Below are 13,753 nucleotides of genomic sequence, written 5' to 3'. Positions count from 1 at the left end.
ATGCTGCGGCGTTTAGCGGCGGGGGCATGGGGGAACGCGCCGGTTCGGACGCGCCTTGTGGCGGATGCGGGCCGCCTGTCCGCGCGGCAAGAAGGACCTCGCCATGATCAAGACAGCCTCATGCGCCCTGGCGCTGGCGCTCGTCGCCTCTCCCGCCCTGGCCCAGTCGACCCCGGACTGGACCGGCCCCTACATCGGAATCTTCGGCGGCTACGGCCAGGCCAACGACGACGAGGACGAACGTCTGGGGTTCGACCGCAACCTTGACGGCGTCTATGGCGAGACCGTCGCCACGGCCGCCGGCGCCGACGCCTTCAGCCCCGGTTTCTGCGACGGCGCCGCCAACAGTTCGGTGGCGGCGGACGGATGCGACAGCGACAAGGGGGCCCCGGAAGCGGGGGTGCGGGTCGGCTACGACTGGCAGTTCGGCGCCTTCGTCGTCGGCGGCCTAGCCGAATACAGCGTGACGGACATGGAGGACCGGGTGACCGGCTTCTCGACCACCCCGGCCTACTACACCTTCGAGCGCGAACTGGACAGCCTGGCGGCGGTGCGGGCGCGGATCGGCTACGCCATGGGGCCGGCCCTGATCTACGGCACGGGCGGCTACGCCTACGGCACGTTCGACAACGCCTTCACCACCAGCAATCGCGCCAACAGCTTCAACACGACCCAGGATTCGGACGACGGCGACGGCTGGCAGGCCGGCGGCGGGGTGGAATACGCCCTGGGGCGCGGCCTGACGGTGACCGGCGAATACCTCTACACCTCGCTGGACGTGGACAGCCCGGTGGTGCGGGTCGGTCCCGGCTCGGCGCCGGCCAGCAATCCCTTCATCCTGCCGCCGAACACGACCGGCACGGACATGATCCGCTCGAACGACAAGTTCGGCGCGCATCATGTGCGCATCGGCATGAGCTATCGGTTCTGAGCCTTGTTCGGTCGGGCCGTCAGGCCCGGCCGCCCTGGCTGGACAGCATGGCCGCGTCCACGCCCATCCGGGCCAGGGCGCGGTTCCATTTCGTGTCGTGCTCGCCGTCGAAGATCAGGTCCATGTCGGCGTCGACCGTCAGCCAGACGTTTTCGGCCAGCTCTTCCTCCAACTGGCCCTCGCCCCAGCCGGCGTAGCCCAGCAGCAGGGTCGAGCGGCGCGGGCCGGACACGGCGTCGGTCATGGCCGCCAGCGCCTCGCGCGTGCCGGTCATGGCCAGGCCGTCGCCGAACGGCAGGCTGTCGTCGCCGACCATCCAGTCGTCGGTGTGCAGGACGAAGCCGCGCTCGCGCTCGACCGGCCCGCCCATCAGCACGACGCGCCCGGCCGCCTGGTCGGGCGCCGGCTGGTCCAGCTTGTCCAGGACCGTCTTCAGGTCGACGCCCGGCGCGGGACGATCCAGGCGCAGACCCATCGCATGGTCCGCGCCGTGGGCGCAGATCAGGATCACCGCGTGTTCGAACCGGGCGTCGCCGATGCCGGGCATGGCGACCAGGAGACGGCCCGTCAGGGAGGAGGCGTCGGTCATGGTCTTATCATCGGGTGCGAAACGGGCCGGCGCAAGGCGCATCGGCGCTTGCGGTCGCGGCCGGCGTGTCTATGTGTCGCGCACGCTGTTCCCTTTCCCCCCATCCCCTGCGGAGACCTTCCATGACCATCCAGATCGGCGATCGCATTCCCGCCGCGACCCTGGCCCAGGCGACCGCCGACGGCCCCAAGCCCGTCTCCACCGCCGAGATCTTCAACGGCAAGACCGTGGCCCTGTTCGCCGTGCCCGGCGCCTTCACCCCGACCTGTTCGGCGCGCCACCTGCCGGGCTTCAAGGACCATCTGCAGGACATCCGCGACAAGGGCGTGGACACGGTCGCCTGCATCTCGGTCAACGACGCCTTCGTGATGAAGGCCTGGGCCGACAGCCAGGGGATCGACGACGATTCCATCGTCATGCTGGCCGACGGCAACGGCGAGCTGACGCGCGCCCTGGGCCTGGTGCTGGACGGCTCGGGCTTCGGCCTGGGCGAGCGCTCGCAGCGCTATTCCATGCTGGTCAAGGACGGGACCGTGACCCAGCTGAACATCGAGCAGGGCGGCGAGTTCAAGGTGTCCTCGGCCGAGCACCTGATCGCCCAGCTCTGATCTCTTCGTCGGTCCAGGCTCAAGCAGCGCAGCGGTAGCCTGGACCGGGGAACCATGACCACCGACGTCTTCAGCCCGGAGAAGCGCAGCGCCGTCATGCGGCGCGTGAAAGGCCGCGACACCGGGCCGGAGCGGGCGGTGCGCCGGATGCTGCGCGCGGCCGGGATCGGTTATCGGCTGGGCGGCCAGGGGCTGCCCGGCCGGCCCGACGTGGTGATGAAGGGGCGGCGCACGGCCGTGTTCGTCCACGGCTGCTTCTGGCACGGCCACGACTGCCCGCGCGGCGCGCGAAAGCCGAAAGCCAACGCCGACTACTGGCTGGCCAAGATCGCGCGCAACCGCGCCCGCGACGATCGCGCCGTCGCCGAACTCGAGGCGGCGGGCTGGCGCGTCCTGATCGTCTGGGAATGCGAGATGCGCGCGCCCGACTTCGCCGAACGGCTGGTGGCGCGGGTTCGGGATCAGGCCGCGGCCTGATCCCCGTCGGCCTGAGCCTCGCCGCCCTGCGTTTCCTCCAGCACGTGCTGCAGCGCGCCCAGCAGGGCGGGCGGCGTCAGCGGCTTGGGCACGAAATAGGCCATGCCCGCGGCCTGGCAGGCGGCGATGTCCTCGGGGGCGGTGTCGGCGGTGACGGCGACCACGGGCGTCGCGGCGTTGGGTCCGCCCTCGGCGCGCAGGCGGCGGGTGGTCTCGCGTCCGTCCAGTTCGGGCATCCGCACGTCCATGAAGATGACGTCGAACACCGTCTCGCGGCACCGGTCCAGGGCGGCCAGGCCGTCCGCGGCGGCGACGATGTCGCAGCCCAGCGGCTGGAGGATCAGCTGCACCGCGCGGCGGTTGATGTCGTGGTCGTCGACCACCAGCAGGCGCAGCGGCCGATCCTCGTCGTCGGCCTGGGCCGCGAGCGGCGGTTCGGGCTCGACCCGCGCGGGCGCCGGGGCAGGGGCAGGGGCGGGGGCGATGGGTGCGGTCCGCACGGGGGCAGGGCGGGCCGACCCGGCCTCGGGCGCGCGGCGTTCGGCCAGGACGCGCGCCACCGCCAGCCGGCTGTCGTCCAGGGTCGGCGCCGTCGCCGTCGCCACGGCGTCGGCGCGCGGCAGGAACAGGGAGACGGTGAAGCGGGCGCCCTGGCCGGGCGCGCTTCGCGCGGTCAGCCGGCCGCCCATCAGCTCGATCAGGTTGCGGCTGATCGACAGTCCCAGGCCCGACCCGCCGTGGGCGGCGCCCACGCCGTCGGCGGTCTGGTCGAACGGCTTGAACAGGCGGCCCAGCTGGTCGGACGTCATGCCCGGACCGGTGTCGGCCACCTCGATCAGCAGGGCGTAGCCGGACGGCTCCTCGCTCCAGGCGTTCAGCCGCAGGGTCACGTCGCCCTGGGCGGTGAACTTCACCGCGTTCGACATCAGGTTGTTCAGCACCTGGCGCAGACGCATGGCGTCGCCCCGGACGCCGGCGGGAATGCGATGCGCGCCTTCGATGCGCAGCCTCAGCCCCTTGGCCTCCACCGCGCCGCGCCACAGGCGCAGGGTCTGGGCCAGCAGGGCGCGCAGGTCGAAGTCGGCGACCTCGACCTTCATCCGGCCCGCCTCGATGCGCGAATGGTCCAGAAGGTCGTCCAGCAGCGACTTCATCATCTGGCCGGCGTCGGTGATCAACTCGGCCTTCTGGCGCACCTGAAGGTCGCCGCCGCGCAGTTCGGCCGCCCCGCTCAGGATGGCGCCGATGGGGGTGCGAAGGTCATGGCCGATCGCGGCCAGGAAGGCGCCCTGTTCGTCCAGCGCCTTGCGCAGCCGCGCCGCGTGGTCTTCGGCCAGCAGCCGATCCTTCTGCTCGCGCCGCGCGCGCTCGGCCAGCCCGCGCCAGACGCTCAGGCAGTAGATGACGAAGATGGTCACCGCCGCCGCCGCCGTGACCGCGGTCGCCGGCGGAGCCCCCATCTGCATCAGCAGCAGGGGGAAGGCGGTCATGTAGAGGATCTGCGGCGTGACGGTGCAGGCCAGCACCGTCAGCGAGCGGGGGGCGTTGACCATCGAATAGACCATGGCCGCCGGCAGCATGATCGCCGCCGACACGCCGCCCGCCGGTCCGCCGAACACCCACAGCAGCAGCGACAGCGCGCCGTACAGGCCGGTGTTGGCGAACATGGTCGCCCCGCCCAGGACATGGCGCGCGCGCGACATCGGACACGAGGGGGAGGCGTTGACGGGGCCGAAGACGAAGGCCTCCCAGACCTGGATGGCCATATAGGCGGCGCCCCAGGTCAGGGCGATCGGCCAGCCCACCAGGGGCGTCGCCGCCAGACTGCTGGCCAGGCCCACGGCGACGCGCTGCATCATCGCGCCACGGCGTTGCCGGACGGCGAAAGCCCAGCCGCTGACCGTGTCGCCGCCCGTGGTGTCCGACATTCGTTTCCCCGTTGGCGCAAGGCGCGCGTTTCCAGCCATCTTGGCGGCTTGAGGCTAACGCTCCGTCAACGGCCCGCGCCGACGGCCTCCGAAACGGTGGAAAAGCCGTCCGCGCGCAGCCGGTCCGCCAGGTCGCGCTTGATCCGCTGGACCAGGCCGGGGCCCTCGTAGATCAGGGCGGAATAGACCTGCACCGCCGTCGCGCCCAGGCGGATGCGGCGATAGGCTTCCGCCCCGCTGTCGATCCCGCCGACCGCAACCAGGGGCAGGCGGCCCTGCGCCGCCTCCGCCGCCGCGACCAGGGCCTTTTCGGCGAACGGCCGGATCGGCGCGCCCGACAGGCCCCCGGCCTCCGCCGCGTGGACGGAGCGCAGGGTCGCGGGCCGCTCCAGCGTGGTGTTCGACACGATCAGGGCGTCGATGCGGTGGGCCAGGGCGGCCTCCACGATCATGGCGATCTCGGCGCCGGCCAGATCAGGCGCGATCTTCAGCAAGACGGGCTGGCGCGCGGTCGCCCGGGGCCGGGCGGCGTCGATCCGGCCCAGCAGGTCGTCCAGCTGCGCCCGGCCCTGCAGGGCGCGCAGGCCCGGCGTGTTGGGCGAGGAGATGTTGATGGTGAAATAGTCCGCCAGGCCGTCCAGCCGCTCCAGACCCGCGACATAGTCCGCCGCCTTGTCCTCGGTCTCCTTGTTGGCGCCCAGGTTGGCGCCGACCACCGCCGCCGCCGGCCGCGCCGCCAGCCGGCGGGCGAAGGCCTCCAGCCCGGCGTTGTTGAAGCCCATGCGGTTGATGATCGCCCGGTCCTCGGCCAGGCGGAACAGGCGCGGCTTCGGATTGCCCGGTTGCGGCCGGGGCGTGACCGAGCCGCACTCCACGAAGCCGAAGCCCAGTCGCGACAGGCCCCGCAACGCCTCGCCGTTCTTGTCCAGGCCCGCCGCCAGGCCGACCGGATTGGGCAGGTCCAGGCCGGCCAGCCGCGTGCGCAGGATCGGCGCGTCGGCGGACGCGGCCGGCAGGGGCGCCAGCGCCAGGCCCCGCAGGGCCAGGACGTGGGCCTGCTCCGGGTCCAGGCGGCGCAACAGGGCGGCGCCGGCGTCCATCACGCTCATGCCGGGTCTCCGACCCGCATCGTCCCGTCGGCGTCGACGGTCATGGGGCGGGCCTCGCCCACGGCCGCGACCGGCAGGGGCGAATAGAGGTGCGGGAACAGGTCGCCCCCGCGCGAAGGCTCCCACGCCGGGGCGTCCTCCAGCCGGTCCAGATGCACGCTCAGCAGCATCAGCCCGTCCCGCCCGGCGTAGTGCCGACGCGCCGTCTCGGCCAGCTGCGCCTGGGTCGACAGGTGGATGTAGCCGTCGGCGCGGTCCACCGCCGAACCCTCGTAGCGGCCTTCGGCGACCGCTTGGCGCCATTCGCCCGCGTCGATGATCTTGTAGGCGACCGGGGTCATGCGCCGCCGGTCCGGGGCGTCAGGAAGCCTTCGTAGGCGCAGCGGCCCGCGACATCGACGCTGAAGATCGCCGCCGAGCCGGGCGCGAAACCGCCCGCCAGCCGGTCCAGCACCGCCGGGGAGGCTGCGCTCTCGGTCAGGTATTCGACCGCCAGAAGGTGGACGCCGGGATTGTGGGCCACGATCATCAGGCAGCCGGCCTCTTCCTCGGATCCTTCGACCAGGCCGCGGATGACGTCGGCGCCGGCGTTGTACAGCATGGCCAGGTCGCGCACCTCCACGTCGCCGAAGGCGTCGTGCATCAGGTCCCAGGTCTGACGCGTGCGCGCCGCGGTCGAGACCAGGGCCAGGTCCGGCTTGATCCCGCGTTCGGCCAGGGCCCGGCCCATGGCGCCGGCCTCCGTGCGGCCCTGCGGCGCCAGGGGGCGCGCCTTGTCGCCGCCGCCGGAGGGGGCGGACATCTCGGCCTGGGCGTGGCGCATGAGGATCAGTCGATGCATGGGATCGCCATTAGGGCGCTTCGGGGCGCGGGGCCAGACGCCGCGTCGGTCAACTCCGCGTCAGCCGCGTCGGCGTCTCGGGCGGGGGCGACAGGCGGGACGGAACCGAGGCGGCCGGCTGGGGCGCCAGGGCGGGACGGGCCACCCGCTGGGTCTGGCCGCTGGGCCGGATGCGGGCGTAGGCGTGGCGGGTCGCCTCCAGCAGGATCAGGCCCGCCGCGCCGGGCGCGATCCGTCGACCGACCTGTTCGAACCCGTCCGCCAGCGGCAGCAGCGGCCCCCAGGGCGGCACATACAGGGTCTGGGACCAGGCCGAGGGCTCCAGGCCCGCCTCGCGCACCAGCCGCTCCAACTGCCGGCGCGAGAAGGGACGGCCGTATCCGAACGGCGTGTTCTCGGTGCGCGCCCACAGGCCGCCGCGCGCCGCCGCGACCAGGATGATCCGCCCCGCCGGAGCCAGGGCCCGCACCGCCTCGGTCAGGACCGCGCCCGGATCGTCGGCCTCTTCCAGCACATGGACCAGCAGGATGCGGTCGAAGGTCCCCGCCTGGAACGGCAGCCGCCGCTCGTCCGCCAGCAGGGTGCGGTTTCGCCCCACCGCAGGCCAGTGCTCGACCCCCTGTCCGCCCGGCATGGCCGCGACCACGCGCCGCGCCCCGACGAAGGCGTCCAACCAGGGCGTGGCGTAGCCCAGGCCCAGCACGTCGCAATCCGCCGCCTCGCCCCAGGCGTCGTCCAGCCTTCGCGCCAGCAGTCTTCGCGCGAGCACGCCGGTCGGCTCGCCGTAGAAGGTTCTCAGCTCATCGATGCTGCGCCGCATGGGCCTCACTATAGGCCGCCGAGGGGTCCCGCTGCTAGGATGGGCGCATGACCCTGGACGTGCATCTGTTTCCCTGTCGCAGCGACAACTACGGCTTGCTGGCGCGCGACCGCGCCACGGGCGTGGTGGCGGCCATCGACACGCCGGACGCCGCGCGCATCCTGGAGGAGCTCCAGGCCCTGGGCTGGGGGCGGCTGGACCTGATCCTGAACACCCACTGGCACCCCGACCACACCGAGGGCAATGCGCGGCTGAAGGCCGAGACCGGCTGCGAGATCGTCGGCCCCGAAGAGGTCGCGCGCGTCGCTCCGCTGGACCGGATCGTGGCGGACGGCGACGTCGTCAGGATCGGCGACGCCGTGCTGACGGTCGTGGCCACGCCGGGCCATACCCTGGGCCATGTGGTCTATCACGACGCGGCGGACGGCCTGGCCTTCGTTGGCGACACCTTGTTCGCCCTGGGCTGCGGGCGACTGTTCGAGGGCTCGCCGGAGCAGATGTGGGACAGCCTTTCGCGCCTGACGGCCTGGCCGGACGAGACGGTGATCTGGTGCGCCCACGAATACACGGCCGCCAACGCCCGCTTCGCCCTGAGCCTGGACGACCGTCCCGAGATGAAGGCGCACGCCGAGGCGATCTTCCAGGCGCGCGAGCGGGGGCAGCCGACGGTTCCCACGACGGTCGGGACGGAGCGGCGGTTCAATCCCTTCCTGCGGGCCGGGAGCGCCGAGGCCTTCGCCGCCCGCCGTCGGGCCAAGGACGACTTCGCCGGCTGAGGCTCAGTCCCCCGCCATGGTGCGGATCACCACGGCCGACGACGGCCGGCCGACGATGCCGCGCGACGGGTCGACCATGACGCGCAGCTCCCCGCGCGAGAAGGTCACGGAGGCGCGTCCGCCCTCGACGATGCTGATCTTGCGCAGGCGGTTGACGGCGCCGCGGGTGGACGGATTGCGGGCCATGCGGATCACCGCGTCGGTGGTGACGATCAGGGCCTCGACGCACAGCGCCTCCGACTGGCTGCCGTCCAGGTCGATGGTGATCAGCCGGCCCACCGCCTCGGACACCAGATTGCTTCGCCGCGCCATCAGGTTGAACAGCTGCACCGGCCCCAGGTTGGGCGTGCGCAGCGGCTGGGCCGCGCCTGAGCGCGACACCGGCGAGCCTTGCGGCGTGCGCGTGGTGTACAGGGTGATGCCCCCGTCGGCGGTCACCCGCAGGATCTGATCGCCGTTGTCGTTGCGATAGATGATGTCGCCGCGCGGGGCGGGGGTGGGGCGCAGCACCCAGATCTCGGCCGACTGGTCGAAGCGCAGCAGGGGACGCACGCCCGAACTGTCCAGCACGAACGCCTGGCCGCCGTCCGAGACGTAGCGGCCGGTCGACGGCATGGCCCGCCGGGACTGGGCCTCGGCCATCGAGGGGGCGAGCGCGATCAGCAGCGACAGGGCCGCGGCCACGAAGGCGACGAGCGCCATCGTGGTCATGCGTGGCGAGTTTTTCGCCCTGACCTCGTCCGTCAACTTCATGAGACTAGGGATGAAACCGACGCACGGCGGATTTTTGGCGAAGGCCCGTCAACCGACCAGATACTGACCGCCGTTCAACGACAGGGTGCAGCCTGTGACATATCCGGCACGCTCGCCCACCAGCCAGGACACCATGTCCGCGATCTCCTCGCCCTTGCCCAGGCGGCCGACGGGGATTTGGCCGACGATCCCCTCCAGCACCTTGGGATCCATCGCCCCGACCATTTCGGTGTCGATGTAGCCGGGCGCGATGCAGTTCACGGTCACGCCCTTCCTGGCGTTCTCCAGCGCCAGGGCCTTGGTGAAGCCGATCATGCCGGCCTTGGCGGCGGAATAGTTGGTCTGGCCGATCTGGCCCTTCTGGCCATTGATCGAGGAGATGTTGACGATCCGCCCGTGGCCCCGGTCGCGCATCCCGTTGATGACCTGGCGGGTCATGTTGAAAACGCTGTCCATGTTGACCCGGATCACGTCGGACCACTGGTCGTGGCTCATCTTGTGGAAGAAGCCGTCGCGGGTGATGCCGGCGTTGTTGACCAGGATGTCGATGGGGCCCAGCTCGGCCTCCACCTCGGCCACCGCGCGGGCGCAGTCCTCGAAGCTGCCGACGTTGCCCTTGACCACCATGACGCCCAGCGCCTTGGCCGTGGCGTTGGCCGCCTCGTCATTGCCGGAATAGCCCGCGGCGACGCGGACGCCGTCCTCGTTTAACCGCTGGACGATGGCCTTGCCGATGCCCCGGGTGCCGCCGGTCACGAATGCGACGCGCGCCATGATCGTCTCCTGTCCCTGTCGCCGGCCCTTGCAAGGCCTTGTCGAGGTTCAGGATTAACGACCGTGGCGGCGCGCGCAAGCGGCGTTTCCGTGACGGAAGCCTGTTCTTCAGGCCGCCAGCTTGTCGATGTCGATCACGAAACGGTAGCGGACGTCGGACTTCTCCATCCGCGCATAGGCCTCGTTGATCTGTTCCGGAGCGATCATCTCGATGTCGCAGGCGATGCCGTGCTCGGCGCAGAAGTCCAGCATCTCCTGGGTCTCGCGGATGCCGCCGATCAGGGAGCCGGCGACGCGACGCCGACGCCAAAGCAGGGGCATGGCGAAGACCGGCAGGCCTTCGGTGGTCAGGCCCAGCATGACCATCGTCCCGTCCTTGGCCAGCAGCTGCAGATGGCCCGAGATTTCGTGGGTGGCCGAGACGGTGTTGATGATCAGGTCGAACGTCTCGGCCGCCGCCTTCATCGCCTCCTTGTCGGAGTTGATCAGGAAGTGTCTGGCGCCCATCCGCTCGGCGTCCGCGCGCTTGCGATTCGAGGTCGACAGGACGGTGACCTCGGCCCCCATGGCCGCCGCCAGCTTGACCGCCATGTGACCCAGCCCGCCCAGGCCGACCACGGCGACCTTCGAGCCGGGGCCCACGCCCCAGGTCTTCAGTGGCGAATAGGTGGTGATGCCGGCGCACAGCAGGGGCGCCGCGGCGTCCAGCGGCAGGCTGTCGGGGATGCGCAGGACAAAGTCCTGATCCACCACGATGGCGCTGGAATAGCCGCCCTGGGTGATCTTCTGGTCCACGCCCGCGCCCTTCGGATCGGGCGAGCCGTAGGTCTGGGTCATGCCGGGGACGCAATACTGCTCCTCGCCCTCCTGGCAGGGTTTGCACTGGCGGCAGCTGTCGACCATGCAGCCGACGCCGACGCGGTCGCCGACCTTGAACCGGGTGACGTTCTGGCCCACCGCCGTGACGACGCCGGCGATCTCGTGGCCCGGCACGATCGGATAGGTGGTGTTGCCCAGGTCGTTCTTCACGATGTGCAGGTCGGAGTGGCAGACGCCGGCGTATTTGATCTGGATCGCCACATCGTCGGGGCCCGGATCGCGTCGCTCGAAGCTGTAGGGCGTCAGCGGCTTGTCGGAAGCGGTCGCGGCGAAGGCGCGGGTGGCGATCGGCATGGGAAGTCCTTCAGGCTTTGCGGCAGGCGCCTCAGATGTGACGCGCAATCACCGCCCGCAAGGCGTGGACCGCAATTTCAGCTTGGCGATCAGCGCCTGCGCCGCCGCCGGGTTCCGGACCTTCGCGCCGGATATGAAATAGGCGAAGACCTCGCCGCGCCTGGCCCAGGCCTTGGCCTGTTTCGCGATGTCGTCGAGTTCGGCGGCGGTCATGCCGGTCGGCTCGTCCTCGCGGCTGGACATCAGGCGGGCGTAGGTGAAGTCGGCGGTGTCCTCGTCGATCTGGGGCCAGGTCGGCTCCTCGTCGTCGACGGCATAGACGATGGCCGCGCCGTATTTCCGGGCCAGGTCGTAGAACTGCTCGGTGGCGAAGGTCGGATTGCGGACCTCCAGCGCGTGGCGCAGGCGCAGGCCGTCCTTCTCCTTCGGCAACAGCTTCAGGAAGCCCTCGAAGTCCTCGGGATCGAATTTCTTGGTCCCCATGAACTGCCAGTTGATCGGCCCCAGCTTGTCGCCCAGCTCGGTCAGGCCCTGGGACAGGAACTTCTCGAAGCTCTCGCCGCCTTCGGACAGCACCTTGCGATTGGTGCAGTAGCGGCTGGCCTTGACCGAGAAGACGAAGCCGTCCGGCGTCTCGTCGCGCCATTTGCGCCAGCTGTCGGGCTTGAAGGTCGAATAATAGGTGCCGTTGATCTCGATCGAGGTCAGCTGGCGGCTGGCGTATTCCAGCTCGCGCTTCTGGACCAGGTCGTCGGGATAGAAGACGCCGCGCCACGGCTCATAGGTCCAGCCGCCGATGCCGATGTGGATGGGGTGGGTCATGGTTGTTCCCCTGCGTCGCTGTCGCCTTGCGGAGCGGTCCGCCAGTCTTCGTGCCCGTGCCGGACGCGCTGGATCAGGACGCCTTCCGGCTCTTCGTCATAGATGACCACATGAGCCTTGAAGGTGAAAACCCGAATGGGCGGATCGTAGTCGGTGCGCAGCCGAGCGACGCCGGGCGATGCCGCCAGTCGGTTGAACAGGGCTTCCAGTTCGTCCTGATAACGATCGGCCTGTGGCGGACCGAACTGGTCGTGGCTCTGGATGTAGATGGCGATGAGATCCTCGCTCGCCTCCACGGACAGCCGATAGCGGCTCATCCCGTCTTGCGCCGCTCAGCGATGCGGGAGAGAGCCTCGGCGCGAATATCGGCCATAGTCCTGTCGCTGATGCCGCTGGCCCGGCCTTCGTCGATCAGCCGCTGCATGTTGGCGATCTTGTCGGCCTTGACCTGCTCCTGGCGGATCAGGTCGCGGATCACGTCCGAGGCGTTGGCGTAGCGGCCGGATCTGGCCTGCTCCTCGACCCAGGCCTTCATCGGGTCGGGCAGGGAGATGTTCATCGTCGCCATGATCGGTCTCCTTTTCAGGAAGAAGAGGGTTTCTTGGCAAGGGTTGTCAATCCTTGCCATCTTTCACACGGTCGCGACGGAAAACACAGTGTGAAAGGTATGAATCGTGTGAAATCGCCGTCACCGTCACCGTCGCCGTCGCCGTCGCCGTCGCCGTCGCCGTCGCCATCGCCGGTCATAGCCGGCGTCCGCGTCGAAAACGGACGCGGGCTCAGTAGGCGAAGTCGGCGTAGATCCGCTTCACGTCGCCCTGCCAGGGGCCGTGGTAGAGGTCCAGCAGGCGTTCGGCGGGCGTGATCCCGCTGTCGGCGATATCTTCCAGTTCGGCCAGGTATCCGCGCTCGTCCACCATGCCGCCCGAGAATTTGGCGCGGTTCTTCAGGCCCTGCCGGGCGATGGCGACCAGGTCCACGGCGATGTCGCGAACGGAGCGGCCCGCCACCTCGGCCTTCAGGCCCAGGCGGGTGACGTCGCGGCGCAGGCGCTCGTGATCGGCGACAGCCCAGTCCTTGACCAGGTCCCAGGCGGCGGCCAGCGACGGCGCGTCATAGAGGACGCCGGCCCACAGGGCGGGCAGGGCGCAGATGCGGCTCCACGGCCCGCCGTCGGCGCCGCGCATCTCCAGATAGGCCTTCAGCCGCACCTCGGGGAAAAGCGTCGTCAGATGGTCGTTCCAGTCCTTGATCGTCGGATACTGGCCGGGCAGGGCGGGCAGCTTCCCGGCCTGGAAATCGCGGAACGACTGGCCCGAGGCGTCGACGTACTTCCCGTCGCGCTTGGCGAAATACATCGGCGTGTCCAGGGCGTAGTCGGCATAGCGCTCGAAGCCGAAGCCGTCCTGGAAGACGAAGTCCAGCATCCCCGTGCGGTCGGCGTCGGTGTCGGTCCAGACATTGGCGCGCGCCGACAGGAAGCCGTTGGGGCGGCCCTCGGTGAAGGGGCTGTTGGCGAACAGGGCGGTGGCGATGGGCTGAAGCGCCAGCGAGGTGCGGAACTTGGCGACCATGTCCGCCTCGCTGTCGAAGTCGAGGTTCGCCTGGATGGTGCAGGTGCGCAGCATCATGTCCAGGCCCAGCGTCCCGACCTTGGGCATATAGGCGCGCATGATGTCGTAGCGGCCCTTGGGCATGACCGGGATGTCGGCGCGGCGCCACAGCGGATCGAAGCCGGCGCCCAGGAAGCCGACGCCGATCTGGTCGGCGACCTGCTTGACCTCCATCAGGTGCTGGCCGGTCTCGTTGCAGATGTCGTGGATGGTCAGGAGCGGCGCGCCCGACAGTTCGAACTGGCCGCCGGGCTCCAGGCTGACCGAGGCGATGAAGCCCTCGGCGTTCCTGCGCTCCAGCCCGATCAGGACGCCGTTCTCCTCGACCCGCGACCAGCCGAACCGCTCCAGCCCCTCCAGCATGGCCCTGATGCCGTTCGGGCCTTCGTAGGCGGGGCGCGCCAGGGTGGTCTTGTCGAAGCCGAACTTCTCGTGCTCGGCGCCGATGCGCCACTGGTCCCTGGGCTTGGCCCCCCGGGACATGGCCTCGATCAGGGCTTGGCGTGTCAGCGGCGCGGCTTCGGTCATGCGTCAGATCC

At 70.3% G+C, this 13,753-nt stretch carries 17 protein-coding genes; 4 read left to right on the top strand and 13 right to left on the bottom strand.

What is annotated here, in order from left to right; translation table 11 throughout:
- Nucleotides 1–103 precede the first annotated feature (103 nt).
- Nucleotides 104–931 carry an outer membrane protein gene (locus M8231_RS12045; RefSeq protein WP_249749736.1) on the top strand — a complete coding sequence of 276 codons (828 nt, stop codon included), beginning with the start codon at nt 104–106 and terminating at the stop codon, nt 929–931.
- A 19-nt stretch (nt 932–950) separates the two neighbouring features.
- Here M8231_RS12045 and M8231_RS12040 read toward each other — a convergent pair whose 3' ends face one another.
- Complete coding sequence (locus M8231_RS12040; RefSeq protein ID WP_249749737.1) at nt 951–1,520, bottom strand: YqgE/AlgH family protein; 570 nt, start codon at nt 1,518–1,520, stop codon at nt 951–953.
- 122 nt (nt 1,521–1,642) lie between these two features.
- Between M8231_RS12040 and M8231_RS12035 the strand changes: the two genes are divergently transcribed.
- Together M8231_RS12035 and M8231_RS12030 are read left to right on the top strand one after the other, a co-directional pair.
- Nucleotides 1,643–2,128, top strand: a complete 486-nt coding sequence (locus M8231_RS12035; RefSeq protein ID WP_250201543.1) for a peroxiredoxin — start codon at nt 1,643–1,645, stop codon at nt 2,126–2,128.
- Nucleotides 2,129–2,182: 54 nt separating this feature from the next.
- Entirely contained in the window at nt 2,183–2,605 is a 423-nt protein-coding gene (locus M8231_RS12030; RefSeq protein ID WP_249749738.1) for a very short patch repair endonuclease, read from the top strand.
- On the opposite strand, the gene M8231_RS12025 is transcribed toward M8231_RS12030, so the two are convergent.
- From M8231_RS12025 to M8231_RS12005, 5 genes are all read right to left on the bottom strand, one after another.
- Nucleotides 2,590–4,533, bottom strand: a complete 1,944-nt coding sequence (locus M8231_RS12025) for a hybrid sensor histidine kinase/response regulator (RefSeq protein WP_250201542.1) — start codon at nt 4,531–4,533, stop codon at nt 2,590–2,592. The genes M8231_RS12030 and M8231_RS12025 overlap by 16 nt on opposite strands.
- Before the next feature lie 65 nt (nt 4,534–4,598).
- Nucleotides 4,599–5,642, bottom strand: a complete 1,044-nt coding sequence (locus M8231_RS12020; protein WP_249749740.1) for a quinone-dependent dihydroorotate dehydrogenase — start codon at nt 5,640–5,642, stop codon at nt 4,599–4,601.
- On the bottom strand, nt 5,639–5,983 hold the full coding sequence (locus M8231_RS12015; RefSeq protein ID WP_249749741.1) for a DUF952 domain-containing protein: 345 nt from the start codon (nt 5,981–5,983) through the stop codon (nt 5,639–5,641). Before M8231_RS12015 ends, M8231_RS12020 begins: the two co-directional genes overlap by 4 nt.
- Nucleotides 5,980–6,483 carry a SixA phosphatase family protein gene (locus M8231_RS12010; RefSeq protein WP_249749742.1) on the bottom strand — a complete coding sequence of 168 codons (504 nt, stop codon included), beginning with the start codon at nt 6,481–6,483 and terminating at the stop codon, nt 5,980–5,982. The genes M8231_RS12015 and M8231_RS12010 overlap by 4 nt, the downstream gene beginning before the upstream one ends.
- A 49-nt stretch (nt 6,484–6,532) precedes the next feature.
- The gene (locus M8231_RS12005; protein WP_249749743.1) at nt 6,533–7,303 is read right to left on the bottom strand and encodes a class I SAM-dependent methyltransferase; all 771 of its coding nucleotides are present in this window, start codon (nt 7,301–7,303) and stop codon (nt 6,533–6,535) included.
- A gap of 47 nt (nt 7,304–7,350) precedes the next feature.
- Between M8231_RS12005 and gloB the strand changes: the two genes are divergently transcribed.
- A complete protein-coding gene (gene gloB / locus M8231_RS12000; RefSeq protein ID WP_250201541.1) occupies nt 7,351–8,079 on the top strand; it encodes a hydroxyacylglutathione hydrolase in 729 nt (242 codons plus the stop codon).
- 3 nt (nt 8,080–8,082) lie between these two features.
- Here the strand turns inward: gloB and M8231_RS11995 are convergent, their stop codons facing one another.
- The 7 genes from M8231_RS11995 to M8231_RS11965 form a co-directional block, all read right to left on the bottom strand.
- Nucleotides 8,083–8,790 carry a DUF4908 domain-containing protein gene (locus tag M8231_RS11995; RefSeq protein ID WP_250201540.1) on the bottom strand — a complete coding sequence of 236 codons (708 nt, stop codon included), beginning with the start codon at nt 8,788–8,790 and terminating at the stop codon, nt 8,083–8,085.
- Nucleotides 8,791–8,880: 90 nt separating this feature from the next.
- A complete protein-coding gene (gene phbB / locus M8231_RS11990; RefSeq protein ID WP_249749745.1) occupies nt 8,881–9,606 on the bottom strand; it encodes an acetoacetyl-CoA reductase in 726 nt (241 codons plus the stop codon).
- Nucleotides 9,607–9,714: 108 nt separating this feature from the next.
- Complete coding sequence (locus M8231_RS11985) at nt 9,715–10,779, bottom strand: NAD(P)-dependent alcohol dehydrogenase (RefSeq protein ID WP_249749746.1); 1,065 nt, start codon at nt 10,777–10,779, stop codon at nt 9,715–9,717.
- A gap of 48 nt (nt 10,780–10,827) precedes the next feature.
- On the bottom strand, nt 10,828–11,601 hold the full coding sequence (locus M8231_RS11980) for a DUF72 domain-containing protein (protein WP_250201539.1): 774 nt from the start codon (nt 11,599–11,601) through the stop codon (nt 10,828–10,830).
- Nucleotides 11,598–11,918 carry a type II toxin-antitoxin system RelE/ParE family toxin gene (locus M8231_RS11975; protein ID WP_249749747.1) on the bottom strand — a complete coding sequence of 107 codons (321 nt, stop codon included), beginning with the start codon at nt 11,916–11,918 and terminating at the stop codon, nt 11,598–11,600. Before M8231_RS11975 ends, M8231_RS11980 begins: the two co-directional genes overlap by 4 nt.
- Nucleotides 11,915–12,169, bottom strand: a complete 255-nt coding sequence (locus M8231_RS11970) for a type II toxin-antitoxin system ParD family antitoxin (RefSeq protein ID WP_250201538.1) — start codon at nt 12,167–12,169, stop codon at nt 11,915–11,917. The genes M8231_RS11975 and M8231_RS11970 overlap by 4 nt, the downstream gene beginning before the upstream one ends.
- Before the next feature lie 211 nt (nt 12,170–12,380).
- Entirely contained in the window at nt 12,381–13,742 is a 1,362-nt protein-coding gene (locus M8231_RS11965) for a glutamate--cysteine ligase (protein WP_249749748.1), read from the bottom strand.
- Between the last annotated feature and the right edge of the window lie 11 nt (nt 13,743–13,753).

Origin of the sequence: Brevundimonas albigilva (assembly GCF_023573565.1) — a bacterium.
Taxonomy (GTDB): Bacteria; Pseudomonadota; Alphaproteobacteria; order Caulobacterales; family Caulobacteraceae; genus Brevundimonas; species Brevundimonas albigilva.
This window is presented reverse-complemented; position numbering and strand designations above follow the sequence as displayed.